27 protein-coding genes are annotated in these 25,175 nt (G+C 69.1%); 11 read left to right on the top strand and 16 right to left on the bottom strand.

The window, feature by feature from the left end:
* Positions 1-62: 62 nt before the first annotated feature.
* The gene (locus QSK25_RS15055) at positions 63-1,352 is read right to left on the bottom strand and encodes an AAA family ATPase (protein WP_285638851.1); all 1,290 of its coding nucleotides are present in this window, start codon (positions 1,350-1,352) and stop codon (positions 63-65) included.
* Between the two features lie 144 nt (positions 1,353-1,496).
* On the opposite strand from QSK25_RS15055, the gene QSK25_RS15050 reads away from it, so the two are divergent.
* The 7 genes from QSK25_RS15050 (at position 1,497) to QSK25_RS15020 (ending at position 6,554) form a co-directional block, all read left to right on the top strand.
* Positions 1,497-1,997 (top strand): amino-acid N-acetyltransferase, encoded by a 501-nt coding sequence (locus tag QSK25_RS15050; RefSeq protein WP_285638850.1) that lies wholly within the window; start codon positions 1,497-1,499, stop codon positions 1,995-1,997.
* Positions 1,998-2,060: 63 nt separating this feature from the next.
* Positions 2,061-2,912 (top strand): MerR family transcriptional regulator, encoded by an 852-nt coding sequence (locus QSK25_RS15045; RefSeq protein WP_285638849.1) that lies wholly within the window; start codon positions 2,061-2,063, stop codon positions 2,910-2,912.
* A complete protein-coding gene (locus QSK25_RS15040) occupies positions 2,896-3,690 on the top strand; it encodes a hypothetical protein (protein WP_285638848.1) in 795 nt (264 codons plus the stop codon). Before QSK25_RS15045 ends, QSK25_RS15040 begins: the two co-directional genes overlap by 17 nt.
* 94 nt (positions 3,691-3,784) lie before the next feature.
* A complete protein-coding gene (locus tag QSK25_RS15035) occupies positions 3,785-4,195 on the top strand; it encodes a hypothetical protein (protein WP_285638847.1) in 411 nt (136 codons plus the stop codon).
* Positions 4,192-5,346, top strand: a complete 1,155-nt coding sequence (locus QSK25_RS15030; RefSeq protein WP_285638846.1) for a YcaO-like family protein — start codon at positions 4,192-4,194, stop codon at positions 5,344-5,346. Before QSK25_RS15035 ends, QSK25_RS15030 begins: the two co-directional genes overlap by 4 nt.
* A gap of 3 nt (positions 5,347-5,349) precedes the next feature.
* Positions 5,350-6,003 carry a nitroreductase family protein gene (locus QSK25_RS15025; RefSeq protein ID WP_285638845.1) on the top strand — a complete coding sequence of 218 codons (654 nt, stop codon included), beginning with the start codon at positions 5,350-5,352 and terminating at the stop codon, positions 6,001-6,003.
* 83 nt (positions 6,004-6,086) lie between these two features.
* Positions 6,087-6,554, top strand: a complete 468-nt coding sequence (locus QSK25_RS15020) for a phospholipase (protein ID WP_285638844.1) — start codon at positions 6,087-6,089, stop codon at positions 6,552-6,554.
* 19 nt (positions 6,555-6,573) lie between these two features.
* Here the strand turns inward: QSK25_RS15020 and QSK25_RS15015 are convergent, their stop codons facing one another.
* On the bottom strand, positions 6,574-8,952 hold the full coding sequence (locus QSK25_RS15015; RefSeq protein WP_285638843.1) for a DNA translocase FtsK: 2,379 nt from the start codon (positions 8,950-8,952) through the stop codon (positions 6,574-6,576).
* Between the two features lie 148 nt (positions 8,953-9,100).
* Between QSK25_RS15015 and QSK25_RS15010 the strand changes: the two genes are divergently transcribed.
* Positions 9,101-9,844 (top strand): lysophospholipid acyltransferase family protein, encoded by a 744-nt coding sequence (locus QSK25_RS15010; RefSeq protein WP_285639383.1) that lies wholly within the window; start codon positions 9,101-9,103, stop codon positions 9,842-9,844.
* Here the strand turns inward: QSK25_RS15010 and QSK25_RS15005 are convergent.
* Together QSK25_RS15005 and QSK25_RS15000 are read right to left on the bottom strand one after the other, a co-directional pair.
* Entirely contained in the window at positions 9,741-10,421 is a 681-nt protein-coding gene (locus tag QSK25_RS15005; RefSeq protein WP_285638842.1) for a hypothetical protein, read from the bottom strand. The two genes, QSK25_RS15010 and QSK25_RS15005, sit on opposite strands and share 104 nt — an antisense overlap.
* A gap of 48 nt (positions 10,422-10,469) precedes the next feature.
* Positions 10,470-13,241: an AfsR/SARP family transcriptional regulator gene (locus QSK25_RS15000; protein WP_285638841.1), complete on the bottom strand. Its 2,772-nt coding sequence runs from the start codon at positions 13,239-13,241 to the stop codon at positions 10,470-10,472.
* Between the two features lie 138 nt (positions 13,242-13,379).
* On the opposite strand from QSK25_RS15000, the gene QSK25_RS14995 reads away from it, so the two are divergent.
* Positions 13,380-13,994, top strand: a complete 615-nt coding sequence (locus QSK25_RS14995; RefSeq protein WP_285638840.1) for a class I SAM-dependent DNA methyltransferase — start codon at positions 13,380-13,382, stop codon at positions 13,992-13,994.
* Here QSK25_RS14995 and QSK25_RS14990 read toward each other — a convergent pair.
* The 9 genes from QSK25_RS14990 to thyX all read right to left on the bottom strand — a co-directional run bounded on the left by QSK25_RS14990 (position 13,991) and on the right by thyX (position 21,521).
* The gene (locus QSK25_RS14990) at positions 13,991-14,350 is read right to left on the bottom strand and encodes a hypothetical protein (RefSeq protein ID WP_285638839.1); all 360 of its coding nucleotides are present in this window, start codon (positions 14,348-14,350) and stop codon (positions 13,991-13,993) included. The genes QSK25_RS14995 and QSK25_RS14990 overlap by 4 nt on opposite strands.
* A gap of 1 nt (position 14,351) precedes the next feature.
* Positions 14,352-15,155, bottom strand: coding sequence for a F0F1 ATP synthase subunit A (atpB, locus tag QSK25_RS14985; protein ID WP_285638838.1), 804 nt, complete (start codon positions 15,153-15,155; stop codon positions 14,352-14,354).
* A gap of 101 nt (positions 15,156-15,256) precedes the next feature.
* Complete coding sequence (locus tag QSK25_RS14980; RefSeq protein ID WP_285638837.1) at positions 15,257-16,936, bottom strand: ribonuclease J; 1,680 nt, start codon at positions 16,934-16,936, stop codon at positions 15,257-15,259.
* Positions 16,933-17,829 (bottom strand): 4-hydroxy-tetrahydrodipicolinate synthase, encoded by an 897-nt coding sequence (gene dapA / locus QSK25_RS14975; protein ID WP_285638836.1) that lies wholly within the window; start codon positions 17,827-17,829, stop codon positions 16,933-16,935. Before dapA ends, QSK25_RS14980 begins: the two co-directional genes overlap by 4 nt.
* Before the next feature lie 19 nt (positions 17,830-17,848).
* Positions 17,849-18,460 (bottom strand): TIGR03085 family metal-binding protein, encoded by a 612-nt coding sequence (locus QSK25_RS14970; RefSeq protein WP_285638835.1) that lies wholly within the window; start codon positions 18,458-18,460, stop codon positions 17,849-17,851.
* A 28-nt stretch (positions 18,461-18,488) separates the two neighbouring features.
* Positions 18,489-18,893, bottom strand: a complete 405-nt coding sequence (locus QSK25_RS14965) for a hypothetical protein (RefSeq protein WP_285638834.1) — start codon at positions 18,891-18,893, stop codon at positions 18,489-18,491.
* A gap of 3 nt (positions 18,894-18,896) precedes the next feature.
* Positions 18,897-20,339, bottom strand: a complete 1,443-nt coding sequence (locus QSK25_RS14960; protein WP_285638833.1) for a serine/threonine-protein kinase — start codon at positions 20,337-20,339, stop codon at positions 18,897-18,899.
* 70 nt (positions 20,340-20,409) lie between these two features.
* Positions 20,410-20,811, bottom strand: coding sequence for an ACT domain-containing protein (locus QSK25_RS14955; protein ID WP_285638832.1), 402 nt, complete (start codon positions 20,809-20,811; stop codon positions 20,410-20,412).
* Between the two features lie 5 nt (positions 20,812-20,816).
* Complete coding sequence (thyX, locus tag QSK25_RS14950) at positions 20,817-21,521, bottom strand: FAD-dependent thymidylate synthase (RefSeq protein WP_285638831.1); 705 nt, start codon at positions 21,519-21,521, stop codon at positions 20,817-20,819.
* A 68-nt stretch (positions 21,522-21,589) separates the two neighbouring features.
* On the opposite strand from thyX, the gene QSK25_RS14945 reads away from it, so the two are divergent.
* Positions 21,590-22,105, top strand: coding sequence for a toxin-antitoxin system HicB family antitoxin (locus QSK25_RS14945; RefSeq protein ID WP_285638830.1), 516 nt, complete (start codon positions 21,590-21,592; stop codon positions 22,103-22,105).
* Between the two features lie 5 nt (positions 22,106-22,110).
* Positions 22,111-23,025, top strand: a complete 915-nt coding sequence (locus tag QSK25_RS14940; protein WP_285638829.1) for a DUF4097 family beta strand repeat-containing protein — start codon at positions 22,111-22,113, stop codon at positions 23,023-23,025.
* 28 nt (positions 23,026-23,053) lie between these two features.
* Here the strand turns inward: QSK25_RS14940 and QSK25_RS14935 are convergent, their stop codons facing one another.
* Genes QSK25_RS14935 through QSK25_RS14925 form a run of 3 tightly spaced genes read right to left on the bottom strand, consistent with a single transcriptional unit; the run spans position 23,054 to position 25,164 of the window.
* Positions 23,054-23,548, bottom strand: coding sequence for a hypothetical protein (locus QSK25_RS14935; protein ID WP_285638828.1), 495 nt, complete (start codon positions 23,546-23,548; stop codon positions 23,054-23,056).
* A gap of 18 nt (positions 23,549-23,566) precedes the next feature.
* Complete coding sequence (locus tag QSK25_RS14930; RefSeq protein ID WP_285638827.1) at positions 23,567-24,175, bottom strand: TetR/AcrR family transcriptional regulator; 609 nt, start codon at positions 24,173-24,175, stop codon at positions 23,567-23,569.
* A gap of 5 nt (positions 24,176-24,180) precedes the next feature.
* Entirely contained in the window at positions 24,181-25,164 is a 984-nt protein-coding gene (locus QSK25_RS14925) for an aldo/keto reductase (protein WP_285638826.1), read from the bottom strand.
* Positions 25,165-25,175 lie beyond the last annotated feature (11 nt).

The raw sequence follows: 25,175 nt of genomic DNA, 5'->3' as shown, positions 1-25,175 counted from the left end.
CGTGCGCCGGGCGCAGTTCCCTGCTGCGACCTCGACGCGTCTGCGAGTTCTCCCTGTTCCGGTCACGCCTCGCCACGGCCACCCCGGACGACTTCCGCGAACTTGTCCTCGAACAGTTCAGGTACCGCACCATAGCGGCCGGCGAGGTAGCGGCGTTCGAGATTATCTTCAGTGCGCGGCTTGAAGTCGGTCAACGGGTAGAGCGAACTTGCCCCGCTCTCTCGTTCCTTCTCCACGAACCACACCTCGTCACGAGCTAAAACCTCTTCGGAGAAAGGTGCGTTCAGCAGCGTCGCGTCGTGCGTGGTGAAGATGAGCTGGCCACCAGCCGGATTCGCATGCGGGTCGTTGAAGAGCGAGATGAGGCGCATCGTCAGCAACGGGTGCAGGCTCGCGTCGATCTCGTCGATGATCAGGCAGCCCCCGTCGCGGAGGACAGCCAGCACCGAGGGGAGCACACTCAACCACGACCGGGTCCCGGCCGATTCTTCTTCGAGGAGAAACGGCTCCGAACATCCATGATGAACCACCTGGACTCTTGGTCGTCTACGACCTCCCCATCCCACAATGTCCAGCGCGCGATGAAATTTCCCCAGGTCAGAAATTTCATCGACCACCAGATCCCGAACTGCCGATGATTCCACACCCTCGTCCCTGACAACGACGACATCATCGATTCCGACATCAGCAGCACGAACCAGACCAACCAGCTCTTGACTCAGCTCCGGGCGCTTCTGGAAGAAACTTGCGATCTCAAATTCCAGAACCAGCCCGTCAGTGCTCTCCCTGAACCGCAATGAGTTCACGCACCAGCGGTACACCGGCAGCACCCACGCCACGTTGAGTTGCGCGGCGAGGCTCACCAGGAGCGAGTTCGGCCGAAGCGTCTTCTCCAGCACCTCGAGCACGGACTTCGACTCTTCAAGCGTGCTGCCGAACTTGATCTCGTCACCGATGCGCTCGAACAGCACTCGCTTGCGCTTCTCGGGGTAGCTGTACAGCCACTCCTCCAGGACACGTTCGTCGTCCACCTCGATGCCGTAGGTGTACCGCACCCCGTCCTGGATCAGCTCGACCACGAACGTTGACGGCTCTCCCCACTTCCCCGCGTCGAGCTTGAACGCGCGACGGCCGACCACCCCCGCGTCCGGCCCCCACGAGGCGAAAGAGTTCTTCACCGCGTCCGCCATGAACCGCAGACCGTCGAGGAGGTTCGACTTGCCCGAGGCGTTGGCTCCGTAGATCGCGACGACCGGCAGCGCCTCGCGCTCCTTGGCGTACGCGGGCATGAGCAACAACTCGTGCTCGTCCCGGAACGAGCGATGGTTCTCCAAGCGGAAGCTCCTGAGCACCCTAACCACCTCCATCGAGGACTCTCAGGTCGTCTTGCGCAAGTAAACCGCACAAACTCGGCTGCAACTCCGCCAGCTGGAAGATTTCACTGTCCCGACCACTGCCCGCAGCGGGCAACCGGGTGCGGCCCATACTTGACGGTTGTGACCAGTGGGGTAGTCGTGCGGCGCGCCCGCACCAGCGACGTGCGCGCCATGAAGGCGTTGATCGACGGGTACGCGGGCAAGGTCCTGCTGGCCAAACCCCTGGTCACGCTGTACGAGGCGGTCCAGGAGTTCTGGGTGGCCGAGGAGGACGGCGAGCTGCTCGGCTGCGGCGCCCTGCACGTCATGTGGGAGGACCTGGCCGAGATCCGCAGTGTCGCGGTGTCCCCGCTGGCGCTGGGCAAGGGCGTCGGCCACCGGATCGTGGCCCAGCTCATCGCGACGGCCAAGGAGCTGCAGCTCGGCCGCATCTTCTGCCTCACGTTCGAGACGAAGTTCTTCAACAAGCACGGGTTCGTCGAGATCGAGGGAACGCCGGTGAGCCCCGAGGTCTACGAGGAGATCATGCGGTCGGTCGACGAGGGTGTGGCCGAGTTCCTCGACCTGAGCTACGTGAAGCCGAACACGCTCGGCAACAGCCGGATGCTCCTGGAGTTGTAACTCTTCGAGTAATCACTCGAAGAGTCTTGACTCAAAGAACCGGAGCACGCCAGGATCTCAGGCGTGTCCGAATCGCTGACCGTCGACGAGCTCGCTGCCCGGATCGGCCTGCCCAGCAGCACCATTCGCATGTACCAGACGAAGGGTGTGCTGCACGCGCCGAGACGGCAGGGACGCGTGGCGTACTACGACGCCTCGCACGTCGAGCGGTTGACGTTGGTGCAGCGGTTGCAGCAGCGGGGGTTCTCGTTGCCGGCGATCGCGGAACTCATTCAGGCACGTGAGAAGGGCGAGTCGGTCGCCGCGGTGCTCGGCATGGGCGAGACCGAGGGGCCCGACGACTGGGTTCGGATCAAGGTGCGCGACATCCGGCACCTCGTTCCGATGGGAGACGTCCAACCGCGACTCCTCCTCCGGGCTATGCGGTTGGGCTTGGTGCGGTGGAAGTACGGCTGGCCGCACGCGCGTCGCTGGGCACTCGAAGCGGGCGGTCGGCTGGCCGGCCTCAGGGTGCCCAGCGATGACGTCATGGACAGCTTCACGCGCCTGCGCACGGCGACCGACGCGGTGGCGGCGGACTTCGTGCGGTTGTTCGAACGGCAGTTCTGGCCGGAGCTCGCGCGGAAGGCGGGCGACGAGAACCAGTTGGAGAACGTGCGGGCGTTGCTGGTCGAGTTGACGTACACGGCGGAGACCGCGGTGGTGGGGACGCTGCGCGAGTCGATCCGGGACGCGGCGGAGGAGTTCGCGTCGCGGCACGGGCTGCTGCCCAGCGACGACTACCAGCCCGCGTGGGCCGAGCAGCCGTTGCCGCCGATCGCCGAGAACCTCATGGACCCGGCCGGTGATCTGCCGAGCGAGCAGGAGATCGAACGCTTCCTGCAAAGGGGGGACGAGGATGAGCCTGGTCGCTGATCCCGCCTGGCACGCACAAGTACGAGACGAAGGCCTTGTCGTGTACGCGGGAGCCGATCTCGCGTACCTGATCCCGGACCTGCCCAGGGCGGTGGCCGTGGCGCTGGCAGGCCTGTTCGAGCCGGTGTCGAGGGGAGTGGCTCGAACGGTCGACGAGAACCGGTTGGGGGAACCGGTTCGCCAGTACCTGGCCCAGCTGAGGACCCTGGGCGCTCTCCGCCCGGCCGGGTTGCCTCGGGACGACGTGGCGGTGCCGATGGGGGTCGGCACGCGCGTCGTCGGAGAGGCACCCGCCGGGCTGGCAGAGCTGTTGCCGCACAACGAGGATCCGGAACTCCTGCTCGTGGTGCGGACGACCGGCACGCTGCTCGACCTGGTCGAGGTGGCGCGCGAGACCGAGGTTCCGCACCTGTTGCTGGACCTCGCGTACCACCACACCGCCGCCGTCGGGCCCTTCGTGGTGCCCGGGGCCGGCGCGTGCCTGGCGTGCCTCGCGGTGCGGGCGGGGCGGCGGTGGGGGGATCCGCCGCCTCCCCCGCAGCCGGCCGCGATGACCTACGAGTTCCCGATTTCCCTTGCCCTGCAGGCGATCCAGAACATCCGCAACGGCTCGCTCGCACTGCTCGACACGGTCGTCACCGTCCACCTCGACGAGTTCACGACGACCCGCGAGAGCGTGCTGCCCGCGGCCGGGTGCGAGATCTGCCCCACCGTCGAGGTCGGGCGCGTGTCACTTCCTTGGGGGAACCTTGAACGCGACGGCAGTCCGGTTACCTGACCAGTTCTCACCCGGTGCGGCCGCCGCGAGCGCCGCGACGCCCACCTGTTGCTGTTGTTGTTGCTGCTGCGCGGTTTCCTCGGTCGGCGCCGCCGTGCACATCCCGGCGGCCCTGCACCGGGACACCGCGGAGCTGCCGCGGCCGCGCAGTCTGCTGGTGTTGCCGGCGGCCGTCTTCCCGTTGCTCGTCGTCGTGTTGCCGTTCGTCACGATGGGCGCGGTCTTCGACCTCCACCGGGGCTGGTGGGGTGCCGCCGCGGTCGCCGCGCTGTCCTGGTCGGTGGTGGCCGGCTACGTCGCGAAGTCGCCCAAGCCGTTGCACAGCTTCGGCAGGCTGCTCGGGTGGATCGCCCTGTGGTGCCTCGAACCGTTCGCCGTGCTGCTGGTCCTGGGCCCCGTCGCCGCCACCCACGAGGTCACGGCGGTGGTGGTCGGCGTGCTCTACGTGCTCGGCGCACTGGCGTGCGGTCACCTCCTCTTCCGGCACTACCGGAGCAAGCGGTGAGGACCGTGGCGGAGGCGCTCGCGGAACGCGCCGTCGGCTGGCGCCAGGGCGTGGTCTCGCAACTGCACCCCGTGCCGCACAGTCTGTCCGATGTGGACGTCGAGGGCTGGGCCGCCGTCCCGGAACCCTTCGCCACGGGCGGCACTTCCGGCGGCACCACCAGGACCGCTGCCATCGCCGAAGCCCTGGAACGCCACGCGGCCGCACGTGCGCACCTGGAGACGGCGACGACCGGCGAGTGCTGGCCGCTGGAACACTTCAGCCTGCACACGGTCGAGCAGCGCGTGTCCCCGAACTACCGCTACCGCAAGGGATACGTCGACACGAGGTACACCACCGCGTGGACGCTCCCGGGCAACACGCCGATCCGCGTCCCGGCGGGCCTGGTGGCGCTGGACCCGGCGTACGGCCTCCCGGCGACGTCCTCAGGCCTGGCCGCGGGACCGTCCACGACCAGCGCCCTGCTCCGGGCGGTCCAGGAACTGGTCGAGCGCGACGCGTTCACCACGACCTGGCTGCACTCCCTCGCCCCTCCCCGCTTCGAGGCCGGACTGCCGCACGGCGCCCAGGCGTTCGACCTGACCCCGGCCTACAGCCCGCACCCGGTGGTGGCCGTCGCGGGCTCGCTCCCGATCGCGGGCAGGCCACGCCCGACCCTGGGTCTGGCCTGCCGCGCGACGACCGAGGAGGCCGTGCGGAAGGCCTACGAGGAATGGGTCCAGGGCACGGTGTTCGTCGAGGTCTGGCTCGCCCGGAACGGCACCGCGCCCGTCACCGACGTCACCGACTTCGACGAGCACGCCGCCTACTACGCCACGAACCCCGAGCAGTGGGACGGCCTCCCGTGGTTCCGGGGGATCGAGACGGAACCACCGCCAAACGCACGTTCCCAAGGCACAGCGGCGGAACTGACCGAACTGGTGCACGCCCTGGCCGACGAACACATCCGCCTCGCCTATCACGAACTGACCACACCGGAACTCTCGGCGGTCGGCCTGCACTGCGTCCGGGTGCTCTCGCCGGACCTGGCCCCGCTGCACTCCGACCACCACTGGCCGCACGTCGCCGGACGCACCGGCGAACTCGACTGGCGCTACCCGCACGCCTCGCCCGGCACGTTCCCCAATCCCGCACCACATCCACTGGGGTGACCCGTGTTCGACGACTTCTGGGCCGCGAGCCGCTTCTCCGTCCTGCACCAGCGCAGGCTGGGCGACCAGCTCCGCGACTTCCGCCCGGCGCGGCAGCCGATCGACCCGTTGGAACTCCCCACGACCCCGGCGCCGCTCCCCCGCCCGAAGGACCGGCTGCAGAAGCTGTTCCAGGCGCGCAGGAGCACCCGCGACTTCGCCCGCAAGCCCCTGACCGACCGGCAACTCGGCACGGTCCTCGGCGCGCTGACCGACCACAGCTACCCGTCGGCGGGCGGGCTCGACCCGTTGCGCTGCTACGCCTTCGTGAACGGCCGCGCGGTCCGCTACGACATCCGCCGCCACGCGCTGCAGGACATCGGTCCCGCACCCGAGAACCTGCCCGAGATACTCGGCACCCCGGACACCCCGCCGCTCACGATCGTCCTGGTGCTGACGGACAGGGACTCGTTCGAGAAGTACGGCGAACGCGCCGGCCGGTTCGGCTTGATCGAAGCGGGCGCCGCCGCGCAGACGATCTGCCTCCGATTGGCCGAACAGAAGCTCGGCGGCTGTCTGCTCGGCGGAGTAGCAGACCACGAAATGCTGCAAGCGCTGGGACTTCCCCGTGAACTCCGGGTGGCCACCGCGATCGCCTGTGGCCATCCGGGCACCTGACGTTCATCAGATCGTGTCTACCGAGGACAGTCGATCACCCGCTACAACTGGCGAGACCCTGCTCACAATCCGAGGAGCTCGCCATGTCGAAGACCCTGCGCTCGGCATTCGTGGGTGCCGCCGCCTCGATCGCCCTGATCTTCACGGGCACCCCGGCACAAGCCGTGGACATCGTCGCGGTCACCGACGACTACCTGTACTCCAAGAGCATCAGCCAGTTCACAACATTGCGCGCACAACAGCCGTACGCGGGCCAGCTCGACTGGTCCTCCGACGGCTGTTCGTACTCGCCGGACAACCCCTTCGGCTTCAAGTTCCTGCCGACGTGCCACCGCCACGACTTCGGCTACCGCAACTACAAGCGCCAGGGCCGGTGGACCGAGGCGAACCGCCTCCGCATCGACAACAACTTCAAGTCCGACATGTACCACCAGTGCGGCTCGAACTGGGCCTGCAAGCGCACCGCTGACCTGTACTACGCCGCCGTCCGCCAGTTCGGTGGCAGCGCCAGTTCCACCGCCACGAGCATCCAGAAGGCGGGCCTGAAGTAGTCACCGCGCGGGGCGGGCCTCACTCGTCGTCGCCGGGTCCGCCCCCGCGCATCAGGTAGATCACGCTCTCCAGCTCGTCCGGCTTGATCAGCACCTCGCGGGCCTTGGAGCCCTCGGACGGCCCGACCACCCCGCGCGTCTCCAGCAGGTCCATCAAGCGCCCCGCCTTGGCGAACCCGACCCGCAGCTTGCGCTGCAGCATCGACGTGGACCCGAACTGGGACGTCACGATCAGTTCGGTCGCCTGCACCAGCAGTTCGAGGTCGTCACCGATGTCGGCGTCGATCTCCTTCTTCTCGCCGGCCTTCTGCGCGGTGACGCCGTCGGTGTACTCGGGCTGGGCCTGGTTCTTGGTGAACTCGACGATCGACGAGATCTCCTCGTCCCCGACGAACGCCCCCTGGATGCGGACGGGCTTGCCCGCGCCCATCGGCAGGTAGAGCGCGTCGCCCATGCCGATCAGCTTCTCGGCGCCGGGCTGGTCCAGGATGACCCGCGAGTCGGTCAGCGACGACGTGGCGAACGCGAGGCGCGACGGCACGTTCGTCTTGATCAGGCCGGTGACGACGTCGACGGACGGCCGCTGCGTGGCGAGCACCAGGTGGATGCCCGCCGCACGGGCCTTCTGGGTGATCCGGACGATCGCGTCCTCGACGTCACGGGGCGCGGTCATCATCAGGTCGGCGAGCTCGTCGACGATCGCCATGATGTACGGGTACGGCCGGTAGACGCGCTCGGAACCGGGCGGCGCGGTGATCTCGCCGGACTTCACCTTGCGGTTGAAGTCGTCGACGTGCCGCACCCGGTTGACCTGCATGTCCTGGTAACGCTGCTCCATCTCCTCGACCAGCCACGCCAGCGCCGCCGCGGCCTTCTTCGGCTGCGTGATGATCGGCGTGATCAGGTGCGGGATCCCCTCGTACGGCGTCAGTTCCACCATCTTGGGGTCGATGAGGATCATCCGGACCTCGTCGGGCGTGGCACGGGCCAGCAGCGACACCAGCATCGAGTTGACGAACGACGACTTACCGGAACCCGTGGAGCCCGCGACGAGGAGGTGCGGCATCTTCGTCAGGTTCGCGGTGACCATGTGGCCCTCGATGTCCTTGCCGAGGCCGATCACCATCGGGTGCGTGTCCTTCAACGTCGAAGGCGAACGCAGCACGTCTCCCAGGCGCACCATCTCGCGGTCGCTGTTGGGCACCTCGATGCCCACGGCGGACTTGCCGGGGATCGGCGCCAGCAGCCGGACGTTGTCGGTGGCCACGGCGTACGCGATGTTCTTGGTCAGCGCGGTGATCTTCTCGACCTTCACGCCGGGGCCGAGCTCGACCTCGTACCGCGTGACCGTCGGGCCGCGGGTGAAGCCGGTGACCTGGGCGTCGATCGAGAACTGGTCCAGCACCCCGGTGATGGCCTCGATCATCTGGTCGTTGGCCTTGCTCCGGGACTTCGGCGCGTCGCCGTCCTTCAGGATCCCCGGCGGCGGCAGCTTGTAGTCGCCCTCGACGGCGCGCACGGCCATGTCCGGAGCGGCGGCGGCGGCCGCCTTCTCCTTCTTGGCGACGGGCTTCGGCGCGGGTTCCGGTTCCGGCTCCTCGAGGGGTAGTTCCGGCATCTCCTCGACCGGCTCCACGGCCTGGCGGCGGCGGGACGGGCGGCGCAGGCGGACCGGCTTCGGCTCCTCCTCCGGCTCCTCGTCCGTCGTGGGTTCCTTGGCCGCGCCGGGGTGCAGCAACGAGCGGATGCGTTCGGGCGCCTGGCGAATCGGCGTGTGGGTCACGACCAGCAGGCCGTACCCGAAGATCAGGAACAGCAACGGCCCGGCGACCCACGGCGTCAGCCCCTGGGCGAGGAACCCGCCGGCCAGGTACCCGAGCGCACCACCGGCGTCGCGGCGTTCGACCGGCTCCATCGGCAGCCCGCCGATGAGGTGGAACATGCCGAGCACGCCGATGATCATCAGCGACGAGCCGATGATCAACCGCGGTCGCGCGTCGGGCTTCGGGTCGGTGCGCATCAGCGTCACGCCGATGCCGAGCAGCACCACCGGCACGATCACCGCCGGGAACCCGACGGAGCTGCGCACGGCCACGTCGACCCACTGGCCGACCGGTCCGCCCGCCTGCCACCACACGCCCGCGCCGGTGATCACGGCGAGCGCGATCAGCAACAGCCCGAGGCCGTCCCGGCGATGTTCGGGGTCGAGGTCCTTGGTGCGGCTGGCGGTGCGCACGAGGCTGCCGACACCGCGGCCCAGAGCACCCCACACGGCGCTGATGGCACCGCCGCTCTTGCGTGGAGCGGGTTTCCTGGACGCGGTGGATCGCGCCCGCGGCTTGGCTGGTGCTTTGCCGCGTGACGTGGTCTTTCTCGAAGTCCCTGTGCGCCCGGCCATGTGTATAAGGTAGTCCCTCGCGTCTCACCAGCCCCGTTTGCAACTGGGACGCGTGCGAAACCTCATGGTTCCCCGGATCCGGCACGGTGTCCGCGCGACACGCCGTACGCTGCCCCGCGTGTCCACACCGCTCTTCTGGCGCGTGCTCATGGTGGTCGACCGTGGCCTGATCGCGCTGACCGGCAAGCTCGAGGTCTCGGGCGACATCCCGCCGGAACTGCTCGGCAAGCCGTTGTTGCTGGCCTCCAACCACATCGGCAACCTCGACCCGATGGTGCTCATCGCGGCGTGCCGCAAGATCGGCGTCAACCCGCGCTTCATGCTCGCGGGCGGCCTGCTCGACGCGCCGGTCATGGGCCCGGCGCTCAAGGCGTGCGGTCACCTGCGCGTCGACCGGGCGTCGGCGAACGTCGGCGAGGCCATGCACCGGGCCGTGGCAGCGCTCCAGGCGGGCGGCGACCCGATCGCCGTCTACCCCGAGGGCAAGATCACCCTGGATCCCGGCATGTGGCCGGAGCGCGGCAAGACCGGCGTCGCGCGGATGGCGCTCGGCGGCTCGATCCCGGTCGTCCCGATCAGCCAGTGGGGCGCGCACGAGGCCGTGTACTGGGGCAACCTCAGCGTCGGCGGCTGGAGGGACCTCCTGCCGTACCTCACGTCGTGGCTGCGCGCGGTGCGCAGGCGCCCGACGTTCAAGGTGCACTTCGGCAAGCCCGTCGAACTGTCCGACCTCAACGCCGAGACCATGGGCGACGCCCGGCGTGCGCACGAACGGATCATGCAGTCGATCACCGAGGGCCTGGTGCCGTTGCGCCTGGACGAGCCGGACGTGCCGAAGTTCCACGACCCGACCCGTCCGACGACCGGCTCCTCGCCCTGGCGGCCCGCCTGATCGAGTAGGCGAGCACGGTCACCAGCATCGTCAGCGGCATCGGGTTGCCCATCCAGAGTCCGAGGCCGAAGTCGATGCCCGCGATGGCCAGGCACGCGAGGAACGTCCCCGCGCTCGCCGTGGGCAGCTTGACCTTCGGGTCCGCCCACGGCGTGCGCCCCCACGGTTTCGCGACGCTCAGCCAGGCCTGGAACGAGATCGCGCTGATCATCAACGCCGTGCCGACGGGCATCCACACGGTCGTGTGCCCGTCGATCGCCTGGGCCAGGTTGCCGCTGAGGATGAAGATCCCCACGTAGAGCTGGCTGACCGTGATCACGAACTTCGCGAGCACCCACCAGTGCCGGAAGTAACCCCACGGCGTCGTCGCGCTGAGCATGAACCCGCTGAACGCGCTGATGTTCGCCATGATCGCGAGCACGCCGTGGTCGAGGAAGCGCGCCATCTTGAACGCGTTCACGTCGCCCGTCTTCATCCCGTGAAGCAGCAGGGCGAGCAACGCGACGGCCTGGCTGAGCCAGCCGACCGACGTCACGACGTGCAACCACACCAACAGGGTTCGAGCGCGCTTCTGCATGACATGTAGCTTGCCTACCTATTGCGGCAGGCACATCAGGGATCGCCCCTAGGCAAGCTCGTGCAGCCGTGCGCGCACCTCGGGCGTGCGCGGGTGGTCGTAGTCCTCGTAGATCGTCAACGCTTCCAGCAGGTGCGTCCGCGCGACCTCCGGCTGGCCCGCGCTCGTCTCCCCCAGGCCGTGCAACGCCTCCGCGAGGCTCTTGCGGTCACCGAGCACCCGCAGGAACGCGATCCCGTGCCGGAACGACTCGCGCGCCTCCACCGGCTGCCCCAGGCCGAGCAGCGCCCAGCCGATGCTGACCAGCGCCATCGCCTTGCCGTGCACGGCGTCGTGCGCGTCCATCAGGTCGAACGCCGTCCGCGCCGACGCCAGCGACGCGTCGAACCGGCCGGCCGAACGCAGGATGTCGCTGTGGAACAGGCGGGTGCCCGCCTCGCCGAACCACGACCCCACCTCGGCGTGCCCCCGCAGCGCCTCACCGAACCGGTCGACGGCCAGGTCGAACTGGCGCAGGCCGCCGTACGCCATGCCGAGGCCGGTCAGGCTCCACGCGGCACCGGCGGGGTCACCGATCTCGCGCCGGAGCGCCAGGGCGCGGTCGAAGAGTTCCAGCGCGTCCGCGAACCGTTCGCCGCGGAACGCCGCGAGCCCCTGACCGTGCACCGCCCACGCGCGTGCGGCCTGGTTGCCGTCGCGAGCCGCGCTGCGTTCGGCGACGCGGTAAGTGCGCATCCACTCGTCGAGCGCGCTCGACACGATGAAGTAGTTCCACAGCGCCAGCGGGATCCGCCAGGCCGCCGGCGAGTCGTGCTCCTCGGCCAGCCGCGTCACCGCGAGGAGGTTCGAGGACTCCGTGCGGCACCAGGTGAACGCCTCGTCGTGCGAGGTGAAGTCCTGAGTGGACAGTGGCGGCAGCAGGAACGACGGGTGGTCCGGCGGCGCGATGATCGCACCGGCCGCGTTCGCCGTGTCGAAGTACCAGCCCAGCAGGCGTGCCACGGCCTCGTCGCGACCGCCGGCCGACTCCTCGGTGGCGCTGAGTTCCGTGGCGTACAGGCGAAGCAGGTCGTGCAGCCGGTACCGGCCGCGCGAGACCTCCTCCAGCATGTGCCCACCCGCGAGCACGTCCAGCAACGTCCGTGCGCGCGACACCGGCACACCCGCCAGCGCGGCGACCGCGTTCAGGCTGATCTCGGCGCCGGGGTGCAGGCCGATCAACCGGAAGGTCCTCGCGGCGTCGGGCTTCAGCGCCAGGTACGACCACGAGAAGGCGGCGCGCACGGCCGTGTCCTCGTCGTCGCCCGTGGCCAGCACGTTCAACCGGTCGCGCTCGTCGGCGAGGTCCGAGGCGAGGTCGGCGAGGGTCAGGTGGGGCCGGGTGACCACGCGTTCGGCCGCGATCCGGACGGCCAGCGGCAGGTGCCCGCACAGTTCGACGAGCTTGGCGGCGGCCTCGGGTTCGGCGGCCACCCGGTCGGCGCCGACGGCGGACGTCAGCAGCGCGAGGCCTTCGTCGCGGGTGAGCGTCGACAACGTCAGGGAGTGCGCGCCGTCGCGGGCGACCAGGCCGCCGAGGTGGTTGCGCGACGTCACCAGCACCATCGACGTCGACCGGCCCGGCAGCAGCGGGCGGACCTGCTCGGCCAGCCGCGCGTTGTCGAGCAGCACCAGAACCCGTTTGCCCGCGAGGACACTGCGGTAGAGCGCGGACTTCGCGGGCAGGTCGTCCGGGATGCGTTCGGACGGCACCCCGAGGCTCTGCAGCAGCTGGTGCAACGCGGCGGCGGGCTGCACGGGCGGCGCCGACGAGTCGAACCCGCGCAGGTCGACGTGCAGCTGCCCGTCCGGGAAGCGCGCCGCGACCTGGTGCGCGAACCTCACGGCCAATGCGGTTTTGCCGACGCCTCCGGTGCCGGTGATCGCGACGAGCACCGGCGCGTGGTCGTGCGGGACGACCTCGGCGAGCTTCGCGAGTTCCTTCTCGCGGCCGGTGAAGTCGCGGATCTCGTGCGGCAGCTGAACCGGCACCAGCGCGGGCGCGGCGGGTGCGGGCTGCGGGTCGGGCCTGCCGACGAGGAGTTGTTCGTGCAGCCGGCGCAGTTCCGGGCCGGGCTCGATGCCGAGCTCGTCGATCAGCAACCGCCGCAGGTCCGCGTAGACCGCGAGTGCCTCGGCCTGCCTGCCGCCGCGGTACAGCGCGGACATGAGCACGCCGTGCAGCCGTTCACGCAACGGATGCGCGCTCACGAGCGTGGTGAGTTCCGTGGCCACTTCGGTCTCACGCCCGACCGTGAGCATCAAGGCCGCACGTTGCTCCACGGCCGTGAGCCGCAGTTCGGCCAGGCGCGCGCGTTCGACCGCGGCGAACGGCCCGGGCACGCCGTCCAGAGCGATGCCCCGCCACAGCCCGAGCGCCGCGTCGAACGCGCTGAGCGCCTGTTCGGGCTGGTCCCTCAGCCTTCCGGCCTCGTCCAGGTGCGCGCGGAACACGGCGGCGTCCGAACAACGGGAAGGGAGCCTCAGCAAGTATCCAGCGTCCGTGGAGAGCAGCACGGAACTCGGCGCGCGCGACGCCCTGTCGGGTTCGAAGAGCCTGCGCAGGCCGGCGACGTAGGTGTGGATGCCGTTGTCGGCGCTGGCCGGCGGGTCGTCGCCCCACACGGCGTCGATGAGTTCGCTGCGCGACACGACGTGGTTCGCGCGCAGGGCGAGCACCGCGAGCACGGCTCTTTGCCGCGGCGGGCCGAGCGTCAGCTCCTGACCGTCCACCGCGGCCGCGAGCGCGCCCAGCAAGCTGACGCGCAACTCGTTCCGCACCCTACGTCTCACTTCGTCGCTGTCCGCGTTCACCCAGCAACCTACCGTCAGTTTTCGTCCAGAAGCCATCCAGAAGGCGTTCAGAGAGGTTCTCCACACTTCACTCAGGTGGATTGGGTCGAAATGAGGGGCGGGGAAATGAACGCGGCCGAGGTCTTCGACACGCTCGGACTGGAGTACCAACGCGCTTGGTCGCACCAGCCCGCCCTGCACGGCACCCTCGCCTGGTTCGCCGCGACGCAGCCGTCCGGCTCGCGCGTGCTCGACATCGGTTGCGGCACGGGCGTTCCCGTCGCCCGCACCCTCGCCAAGGCGGGCATGAAGGTCACCGGCCTCGACGTGTCCCCGGTGATGGTCGACCTCGCGGCATCCCAGGTGCCGGACGCGACGTTCCACAAGATCGACATCCGTGACTTCGAGTCACCCCCTGGCTCGTGGGACGTCATCTGCGCCGTCTTCTCGCTGCTGCAGATGTCCCAGGCCGAGATCGTCCGGACCCTCGGCCAGATCTCGACGTGGCTGCGGCCCGGCGGCCACTTCTTCCTCGCGACCGTGGCGATCGACGTCGAGAAGGTGACGCTGCCCTGGATGGGGCAGGAGATCGAGGTGTCGTCGTTCTCCGAGGAGAACTACGAGGCGCACCTCGCCGAAGTCGGCCTGCGGGTCGTGCGCCGGAGCCGGCCGGTGTTCACCCCGTCCTACCCCGGCGCCACGCCCGAGGAGTCGCTGCACCTGGTGTGCCAGCGCCCCTAACGCACGATCGCGCGCAGTTCCCCGGGAGGCGCACCCTCGTGCACCTCGCCGTCGCGCACGATCCACGCCCGCGCGTCGTCGACCTCGCCGGTCAGCAGGAAGAACCCGACCGGATGGTCGCCGTCGTCGTCCGCGAACTTCGCGATGGCGGCGACCTGCGTGCGCAACCAGTCCAACGCCTGCACACGCAGGTCGCCGCCGTACGTGACGTACAACGTCCAGTTGAACGGCTTCTCCGGCACCGCCCACCCGGCCGAGTAGAGGTCGTGGTGGTGCGCCGCCACGACCTCCCGCACCGCGTCGCGCTGCTCGTGCGACAGCTCGAGCCAGCCGCGCACCGACACGTAGTTGCCCACGTCAGTGCTGCTCCGCCAGCGCGCGGCCGATGAAGTGCGCCGACAGCAACGCGAAGATGTACGCCTGCAACACCTGCACCAGCGCCTCCAGGAAGAACAGCGCGATGGCGAGCGCGAAGCCGATCACCGACACCGGCTTGAGGTAGATCGGCGCGTTGAACAGCACGAACTCGCTGCCGAGCGTGAACACCAGGATCAGCAGGTGCCCCGCGAACATGGCCGCGAACACCCGCAGCGCGAGGTTCAACGGGTCGAAGAAGAACTTGAGGATGACCTCGGTCGGGATCAGCAGGCCCCACAACACGGGCTTCGGCACGTCCGGGATGACGAACTGGTTGCGCAGGTAGCCCCTGAGCCCGAACTTGCGGATGCCCACGTAGTGGTAGAGCGGAAAGATGATGATCAATGCGATCGCCATCGGGAACCCGCTGTGCGTGAACGTCGGGAACTGCACGAGCGGAATCAGCCCGTAGAGGTTGTTCACGAGCACGAAGCTGAAGATGCTGACGATCAACGGAACGTACGGCGCGAATTCCTTGGCACCGATCTGTTCGCGCGCGATCGTGTTGCGGCCGAAGTCGTAGACCGATTCCGCGGCGAACTGCCAGCGGGACGGCACGATCTTCAGGTTCCTGGTCGTGACCAGGAAGAAAGTCAGGATGATCGCCACCGAGAGCACCAGCAGGACCTGCGGCTTCGTCACCTCGAAGGTGAACGGCAGGCCGAACGGCTCGTGCCAGCTGAAGATCGGTGGGAGAAGAATGTCTTCTTTGCCCGGTGGGTTGAAGACGTCATTACCGGCCATAGGGCGACCCCCTCGTCCATGGTCTGGGATCAAACCTTATCGGACGAGGGGGACGCAGATCACAGCAGGGTCACGCCCTGAACCGCTTTCACACCAACGGGTTACACCGGAATGACCGTGGGAACGATCATCGGACGACGGCGGTACGTCTCCGCGACCCACCGGCCCACGACGCGGCGCACCGCCTGCGCGACCCGGTGCGTGTCGGTGATGCCCTCGGCCTCGGTGCGCGCGAGTTCCATCTCCACGAGGGGCACGACGGCCTCCAGCGCCTTGGGGTCGTCGGAGAAGCCCCGGCCCGAGATCGTCGGCGCCACGACGGCGCGGCCGGTGGCGGTGTCGATGGCGACGGAGATCGAGATGAAGCCGCCCTCGCCCAGCACCAGGCGGTCGGACAGCGTCGATTCGCCGACGTCGCCCACGGACAGGCCGTCGACGTAGACGTGGCCCACGACGACGCGGCCGGAGACCGCTGCCTTGCCGTCGATCAGGTCGACGACGACGCCGTCCTCGGCGATGACCACGTGGTCCTCGGCGACACCCGTGGCGACGGCCAGGGCGGCGTTCGCGCGGAGGTGGCGCCATTCGCCGTGCACCGGCATGACGTTGGACGGCCGCACGGCGTTGTAGAGGAACAGGAGTTCGCCCGCCGGGGAGTGGCCGGAGACGTGCACCTTGGCGTTGCCCTGGTGCACGACGGTGGCACCCAGCTTGGCGAGGCCGTTGACGACGTTGAAGACCGCGTTCTCGTTGCCGGGGATCAGCGACGACGCGAGGATGACGGTGTCGCCCTCGCGGATCGAGATCTGGCGGTGCTCGCCGCGGGCCATGCGGGACAGCGCGGAGAGCGGTTCGCCCTGCGAGCCGGTGGAGACGAAGATGACCTCGTCCTCCTCCATCCGCATGGCCACGTCGATGTCGACGAACAGGCCGTCCGGCACGTTCAGGAAGCCCAGGTCGGCCGCGATGCCCATGTTGCGGACCATCGAGCGGCCCACGAACGCGATCTTGCGCTTGTACTGCACGGCCACGTCGAGGACCTGCTGGACGCGGTGCACGTGCGAGGCGAAGCACGCCACGATGACGCGCTGGTCGGCCTTGCGGATCACGTTCTCGAGCACGGGGCCGATCTCGCGTTCCGGCACGACGAAGCCGGGCACCTCGGCGTTGGTCGAGTCGACCAGGAACAGGTCGACGCCCTCGTCGCCCAGGCGCGAGAAGCCGGCCAGGTCGGTCAACCGCCCGTCGAGGGGCAACTGGTCGAGCTTGATGTCACCGGTGTGCAGCACCAGGCCGGCGGACGTGCGGATGGCGACGGCCAGCGCGTCCGGGATCGAGTGGTTGACGGCGAAGAACTCGAGCTCGAACGGCCCGAACGGGCGCCGCTCGCCCTCGCGCACCTCGACCAGGCGCGGGTTCTGCCGGTGCTCGCGGCACTTGGCGGCGAGCAGCGCCAGCGTGAACCGGGAGCCGACGACCGGCAGGTCCGGGCGCAGCTTGAGCAGGAACGGAACCGCGCCGATGTGGTCTTCGTGGCCGTGCGTCAGGACGATGGCGTCGATGGCGTCGAGCCGGTCCTCGATGGCGCGGAAGTCGGGCAGGATCAGGTCCACGCCGGGCTGATCGTCCTCGGGGAACAGAACTCCGCAGTCGACCACGAGCAGCCTGCCGGCGTGCTCGAAGACGGTCATGTTGCGGCCGACCTCGCCGATTCCGCCGAGAGCGACGACGCGGAGGCCGCCTTCCGGCAGTGCGGGTGGCAGTTCGGTCGATTGGGTCACGCGTTGACTCCCAGTTCGGCCGCGATGGCCTCGATGTCTTCGGCGGCGGCCGGCACGAGCGGCAGACGGGGATCACCCACGTCGAGTCCGCGCAGGCGCAGCGCCGCCTTCGTGTACGTCACGCCGGGAACCCGGCGGAAGGGTCGCAGCAACGGCAGCAGCGACTCGTGGATTTCCTTCGCCCGGGCCACGTTCCCGGCTTCAAAAGCTTCGAGGAGGTCCCGCAGGCGGTCGGCCGCGAGGTGACCGATCACGCTCACGAACCCGACGGCGCCGACGGCGAGCCACGGCAGGTTCAGCGGGTCGTCGCCCGAGTAGTAGGCGAGATCGGTCGAGGCGATCACCCGGCTGCCGGCGTGCAGGTCGCCCTTGGCGTCCTTCACGGCGACGATGCGCGGGTGTTCGGCCAGCCGCAGGATCGTGTCGACCTCGATCGGCACGATCGCGCGCGGCGGGATGTCGTAGAGCATCACCGGCAGCTCGGAGGCGTCCGCGACGGCGGTGAAGTGCGCCAGCAGGCCTTCCTGCGGCGGCCGCGAGTAGTACGGCGTCACGACCAGCGCGCCGTGCGCGCCGGCCCGTTCGGCCTGCTGCACCAGGTGGATGCTGTGCGCGGTGTCGTAGGTGCCCGCACCGGCCACCACGGTCGCGCGGTCGCCCACGGCCTCGACGACGGCCGTGATCAGCGCCGTCTTCTCCCGGTCGGTGGTCGTGGGGCTCTCCCCGGTGGTGCCGTTCACGACGAGACCGTCGTTGCCCAGGTCCACCAGGTGTTTCGCGAGTTCCTGCGCCTTGGGGAGGTCTACCTCGCCGCGCGAGTCGAACGGCGTGACCATGGCGGTGAGAACGCGGCCGAACGGGCGGTTCGGCGCTGCGTAGGGGCTTGCGGGCATGCGCAGAAACTACCCGAGTTCACACACTTCGGTTCAACGACCGCACCCGTTGCACCGCGTCGGCGTCACCGCTGTATTCCACTCGGGCCTCGTCGCGGCCGAACGCCAGCATCACGAGCTCGGCCACCTCACCGGTGATCACCACGCCGTTCGCGCCCTGCTTGGCGACGATGTGGTCGCCATCAGGACGTACGAGCGTCACGCCGACGGGCGACGACTTGTACGTCATGCGAGCGGTGATCGGCAGCACCTTCCACAGCGTTGCCTCACGTCGGGCGTCGTACGGCCGCGGCTCCCAGTCCGGCCGTGCCCGCCGCACGTCCTCGTGGTGCACGAAGTACTCGGCGGTGTTGATCAGGTCGTCGAACGGCGAGATCCAGAACGGCGGCGTGCGCACGAGGTCGAGCAGTTCGCTCCACGCCTTGTGCGTGTAGTCCTCCTGGACCTTCTCGGTCCACTTCGCGAACACGGGCAGCACGATGCCCGGCGCGGTGTCGGGGCGGCGCTCGCGGATCGCGAGGTGCGCGGCCAGGTCCTTGGTCGACCAGGTGCCGCACAACGTCGGCGCGTCCGGACCGAGTTCGGTCATCAGGTCGACCAGGGCCTTGCGCTCATCACGGGCGAGACTCACTCCCCCATTCCACCACAGCCGGGTCTCGCTACGGCTTGTAGCAGTCCTTGAACCCGGCGGGCTTGGACGAGTTGTCCGCGAGGAGCTTCTCGACCTGGTCGCGCTTCAGGTTCTCGGGGTAGCCGGGCCAGTCGGGCTCCTGCCCGTTGACGTGCAGCTCGTCGAGCCAGTAGCCGGACTGCCCCGAGGTCTTCGCGAACTCCAGCTCGCACCCCTTGACGTTGACCATCACCTCGATGGTCTTGTCCTTGGACTTGATCGTGCGCTTGCCGACCTTCTTGGTCTTCTTCTCCGTCTCCGTGCTGGGCTCGCCGGGGTTGCTGAACCCCGCGGCCTTGAGCTCGGAGACGAACTTGTCCTCGTTGCTGGTGCACGCCGTGAGGGCGGCAGCCGTGCCGAGGACCAACAACGCGGAGATGATCCGTCGCTTCACTTGTCAGTTGTCCTTCTTCGCACTGATCGTGCCGTCGAGTTTGCTGCCGTCCTTGGCACCGGCGAGACACCAGATCTTGCGCTCGGCGTTGCCGCTCTTGTCTTTGGTCCACGCGCTCTCGCTCGGGACCAGGGTGGTGAGCTTGAGCTTCGAACCGTCCTTGATCCACTGCGAGTTCAGCGTCAGCTCGCAGCGTGCCACCCCGAGGCTCTTCAGGGAGTCGATTCCGGGATATGCGGCGTCCGGCAGGTTGGACGCGACGGGCAGGGTGTCGATCGCGTCGAACACCTCGAAGTCGTGCGGCTTGTCGCACTCCTCGCGAATGTCGGAGTTGAGCAGCTTGGTCGGCGCGACCTCGCCGATGCCGCAGGTGTTCTCGTACAGGCCGAACACCGGGATCTCCGCGCCCTCGCCGTAGGTCAGCGCGGTGCTGCCGCTGCTGCCGCCGGGCGTGGTGAACGCCTTGTGCACGAAGATGCCGCCGGTGAACGCCGCCGCCGCGATGACGGCCGCGCCGACCAACGCGATGATGCGGTTGCGCTTCTTCTTCGCCGGGTCGACGGCCGGAGCCTGCTGGTACTGCTGCGTCTGCTGGGGCGAGATGCCGGTGGGCGGCGTCGGCTGGTTGCCGATGCTGGAGAGCATCGCGCGGGCCTGCGGGCCGGACAGGCGGGCGTTCGGGTCGGCGATCAGCAGGCCGGTGATCACGGCGCCGAGCACGCCCGTCGCGCGGGTCAGCCGCGGCGTCTCGCTCATGATCGCGTGCAGTGTCGAGGCCGTGGAGGAGCGTTCGAACGGGCTCCAGCCCTCGACGGCGTAGCAGAGGGTCGCGCCCAGGGCCCACAGGTCGGACGCGGGACCGGCCTCGTGGCCGTGGATGCGTTCCGGCGCCATGTAGGCGGGCGAACCGATGAGGCTGCCGCTGGTGGTCAGGCGCGGGTCGTCGACGGCCTGGGCGATGCCGAAGTCGGTGAGCTTGAGCTTGCCGTCCGGGCGGACCATCAGGTTGCCGGGCTTCACGTCGCGGTGCACGATCCCGGCCTGGTGCGCCGTTTCGAGCGCGGACAACGCCTGCAGCGCCATCGAGATGACCTGGTTCTGCGGCATCGGGCCGTGGGTGCTGATCAACGTCGACAGCGTCGCCGCGTCGACCAGCTCCATGATGATGTAGGTCGTGCCGTTCTCGTTGATCGCGTCGTAGACGGTGACGACGGCGGGGTCGTTGAGCTTGCCCGCCGTGCGCGCCTCACGCAGAGCGCGCTCTTCGAGCACACGGCGTTCCTCGTGCGCGATGCCGTCCGGCAGGTGCAGTTCCTTGACCGCGACGAAGCGCCCGATGTGCCGGTCCTGCGCGCGCCAGACGATGCCCATGCCACCGCGGCCGAGCTCGGCCACCAGGGCGTACCTGCCCGCGATGACGCGCGGTTCGACTGCCTGTCCGTGCAACGTGCGCTCCTGAAACTCGGAACCGGGGGCGTTGACGGTACTTGAGACCCGCCAACTGGAGGATCGGTTCCTAAGCTTCCGGCGCTACAACCAGTTCGTGACCTGCGGCACGCAACGCCTTGACCGCGCGACCGAGGTCGGTCTGCTTCACCAGCAGGTGGTCGGTGTCGTATGTGGACAGCGCGAACAGCGAGACGCCCGCCGCCGCCAGTTCGCCCGTCAGCGCGGCCATGATGCCGGTGAGGGTGAACTCCAGCGGCCCGCGCACGGTCAGCAGCCGCCAGCCCTTCTCCACCACGTCGGTGTCCAGTGCGAACGACGTCGGCGCGACGACCGACAGCTCGGCCGGGGTCCTGATCACGGAGACCAGCACGCCGGTGAGGTCGAGCAGCCCGCTGGGGACCGGAGCGTCCGCCGCCAGGCGCGAGACCGCGTATTCGCCGGGCAGGACGTCCACGATGAGCCGCTTCATGCCGCTCAGCCTTCAACCACCAGCGGGCTGGAGGCAACTTCTGTGCCGTCCGGGAGTGTCGAGACGACGAAGTCGGCGAACGCGTTGGGCGCGGCCTCGGTCAGTTCGCGCAGGCAGGCGACGGCGAGCTCGCGCAGTTCGACGTTGATGTGCTCGGTGGCGCGCATCGCGATGAAGTGCCGCCACGAGCGGTAGTTGCCCGTCACCACGATCTCGGTGCCCGTGGCGTTGGGCAGCACGGACCTGGCGATCTGCCGCGCGCGCCGGCCGTTGACGGACTTCTCCAGGCTCTGCACGAGGTCCTCGTACGCCTGGAGGCTCGCCTCGGTCGCGGCGACGAACCGCGCGTGCAGCTCCGGGTCCTTCGCGATCAGGTCCGGCTCGACGACGTCGGTCGGGTCGGTGCGCTGGGAGAGCTGCGAGTACGAGAAGTGCCGGTGGCGGATCAGCTCGTGGGTGAGCGAGCGCGGCAGCTCGGTCAGGTAGAGCGACGCGCTGCCGTGCTCGAACGCGGCGAGGTGGCCGACGTCGAGCAGGTGGTGCAGGAACGTCGCGTTGGTGTTCGTCATCGGGTTCGAGCGGTCCCACGACTGGTAGCAGGCCCGGCCGGCGAACTCGACGAGCGCCGCGCCCCCGTCCGCGTCGGTCGTCCACGGCACGTCGTCCGGTGGGATGAACTCGGTTTTCGCCACCAAGCGCACTCTCGGCATGGATCCGACATTAGTCCTGACGTCACCAGTTCCTTGCGCGATGTCGGAAGTGACGTCATAGTGGTGTCATGGATCTGTCGCCGTACATCGCGTCACTGCGCGAGGACCTGGCGACGGCCGCGTCGGCGGGGGACGAGAACACCCGTCGAACGGCCGCCGCGTTGTCCGCAGCGCTCGAGCCAGCCGCGCGACTGGCGATCATGAACGCACTCTCCGACCTCGCCGCGGAGGTCACCGCCTCGCTGGACGGCCAGGTCGTGGACGTGCGGCTCGCCGGCCGGGACGTCCAGGTGGTCGTCACCGGATCCGCCGAGCCGGAGCCGGAACCGGGCCCGCGTCAGGAGGTGCCACTGTTTGGCGCCGGTGACGCCACGGGTGACATCAGCCGCATCACGCTGCGCATGATCAACGAGCTCAAGTCGAAGGCCGAGGCCGCCGCGGCCGCCCAGGGCGTCTCGCTGAACTCGTTCATCCAGCAGGCCGTGGGCGGCGCGGTGCACGGCAAGCAGAAGCACCAGCGGCACCAGGGGTGGAGCGGGAACACGGGGTCGGGCTCGCGGGTCCGCGGATGGGTGCAGGGGTGAACGGGATGACCGAACCGACTTCAGAGCCCACCGCGGAACCGTCCGGCGTGGTGCGTCAGCAGAGCTTCGAGTTCGCGGGTGTCGCGGAGATCGACATCTCGCTGCTCAGCGGCCGGGTGCAGGTGCAGCTCGTCGACGCGCCGGGCGTGCACGTCGAGGTGCGGCACGACCCGGCGGCGGGCAACTCGTGGACCGAGGGCCTGTCGAGCGTGCTGAGCTGGGTCAGCGGCCAGTTCGGCACCGAGAAGGCCGCTCCCCCGTCCGGTCCCGAGGAGGCCGTGCGCGACGCACGGGTCGAACTGCTGGGCAACCGTTTGCGCATCGAGTCGTCGAAGGCACTGCCGTTGCGTGCCGTGCCGCTCTCGGTGGTGGTGACGGCACCCGTCGGGTCGCACGTGGCGTCACGGACGGGCGCGGCCGACGTCATCGTGACCGGTGGTGCGGGCCGGCTGGACCTCAACACCGGCACGGGCAGCGTGTCCGCGGACCGCGCGACCGGTGAGGCCAAGGTGAACTCGGGTGCCGGGACCGTGCGCCTGGGCACGATGCTGTCGTCGCTGAAGGCCAAGACGGGCAGCGGTGACGTCGAGGTGTCGTCCATCGGCGGCACGTCCACGCTGATCACCGGCACCGGTGACGTGTGGCTGGGCGCCGTGCAGGGCAACGTCCAGGTGCGCACCGGCAGCGGTGACCTGACCGTCGCCGACGCCGCGGCCGGGGAACTGCAGCTCGGCACGGGCTCCGGCCACATCCGCGTCGGCATCAGGCAGGGCACGCTCGCCCGCATCGACCTGGTGTCCACGTCCGGCACCGCCCGCAGCGACTTCGACGTCTCGCCGGAACCGCTGGGCGACGCCGTTCTGACGGTCACGGGCCGCACGGGCAGCGGCAACGCACTGGTGACCGCCGCCGCAAGCTGACCGGGGGGTCGGGAGAAGACGTCCCCGGCTAGGGCTCCTGGAACGGCTTGGAGCCGCCGGGGACGTCGTCCGGGAACAGCGGGCAGCGGATCTCCGCCGTCAGGAACTTCCTGATGAAACTGGAGAAGTTGCCGTTGTAGGACCACTTCTCGCGCATGTCCGTGACCAGCACGGTCCACTCGTCCGGCTCACCCCGCGTGTACCAGAGGCAGTGCTCGCCGTTCACGGTCATGCCCCAGGGCAGCAGGCCCGGACGGTCGGGGTGCACCCGCAGGCCGGGTGCCCGCCGCAGCGCCCGCAGCATCTTGGGCGCTGTCGCCATCCAGTTCATGAAACCGGCACGCGCCGTCGGGTGCAGGATGCGGACGTAACCGCCCACGATCAGAGGCGGGTAGGCCTCGGCGAGGTGCACGAAGTCGCTGGGCAGCGCCGTGCCGGCCCGTGCTTTGACCGCGTCCCAGTCAACCGGGTCCGGACGCCTCTCGGGCGCTCCCAGCAGATCGATCCACTCGTCAGGCGGCACCGTTCACCTCCGTGACCCTCAAGCATCGCCTGTGGCACTAGGGATTCGGTTGTACCGCAGTCCATCGACGACCAGTGAGACCACGGCGTCGAACGCATCCTGAATGTGAGGATTCCCCCACTCCTGGGCGTGCGCCGGGTGGTGGAACACCTGCGTCGCGTCCCACACCGCCTGCGCCGTCGTCTGCACGTCGTCCGTCACGAACTCACGGGTATCCACTCCGGCCTGGACGATGCGCGCGATCTGCCCCACCAGGTGGCCGAGGTGGTAGTCGGGGATGATGCTGCTCTCGCTGACCAGCACTTTGTAAGTCGCGAACAGCTCCGGCTCGTCGGAGTGCGAAAGCCGCTTGCGGTCGAACAGGTGCTGAAGCCACGCCCTCAGGTTGTCGCCCGCGGTCGCGTCCGGGTCGAGGACCGACTCCATCTCCACGTGGATCGCGTCGAGCCAGCGCCGCGTCACGGCCTCCCGCAACGCGGCCTTGGTCGGGAAGTGGCGGTAGACGCTGCCGTGGCTGACCCCGAGGGCCTTGGCGACGTCGACGACGGTCGCCTTGGCCGGGCCGTACCTGCGCAGCACCTCTTCGGTCGCCACGAGGATCGCCTCGCCGGTCAACGCCTCCGCCACGTCGCTCACCTCTCGCTGTCCAGCATCGCCATCTGCTGGGCCGGGTACCGCGTTCCCGCGGCGGCCCCGACTGGCACAACGGCCTCGATCTCGTCCAGTTCCCGCTCGGTGAACGTCACGCCGACGGCACCGATCGCCTCCTCCAGCCTCGCACGCTTGGTCGTGCCGACGAGAGGCACCACGTCCTCACCGCGTCCCGCGACCCAGGCGATCGCGAGCTGGGCGACCGTGACGCCCTTGTCCGCGGCGATCTCGCGGAGCTTCGCGACGAGCACCTCGTTGCTGCTGAGGTTGTCGCCCTGGAACCGGGGCGTGTGGCTGCGGTAGTCGCCGCCGTCGAGCGCGAGCGGAGTGGACGAGATCAGGCCGCGCGACAGCACGCCGTACGCGGTGATGCTGATCCCGAGCTCTCGCGTGACCTGCAGGATCTCCCGCTCGACGTTGCGTTCGAGCAGGCCGTACTCGATCTGCAGGTCGGCGATCGGGTGCACCGCGTGGGCGCGCCGGATCGTCTCCGGGCCGACCTCGCTGAGGCCGATGTGCCGGACGCGGCCCTTGTCGATCTGCTCGGCGATGGCGCCGATGGTGTCCTCGATCGGCACGTTCGGGTCGAGCCGGGCGGGCCGGTAGATGTCGACGTGGTCGGTGCCGAGCCGCTGCAACGAGTAGGCCAGCGAGTTGGCGACCGCGATCGGCCGCGTGTCGAAGCCGAGGAAGGCGCCGTCGTGGTCGCGCATGCCACCGAACTTGACGCTGAGCAGCGCCTCGTCTCGGCGGCCCTTGATGGCCTCGGCGACGAGCATCTCGTTGTGGCCCTGGCCGTAGAAGTCGCCGGTGTCGAGCAGCGTGACGCCCGCGTCGAGGGCGGCGCGCACGGTCGCGATGCTCTCGTCCCGGTCGGCCGGGCCGTAGGCGTTGGACATGCCCATGCAGCCCAGGCCGAGGGCGGACACGACCGGGCCGGTGGCTCCGAGCTGACGCTTCTGCATTTCGAACCCCT

It is taken from the genome of Lentzea sp. NBRC 102530, from assembly GCF_030269365.1.
Classification (GTDB): Bacteria; Actinomycetota; Actinomycetes; order Mycobacteriales; family Pseudonocardiaceae; genus Lentzea.
The sequence above is the reverse complement of the archived record's forward strand: the minus strand, read 5'-3'. Positions and strand labels throughout refer to the sequence as shown.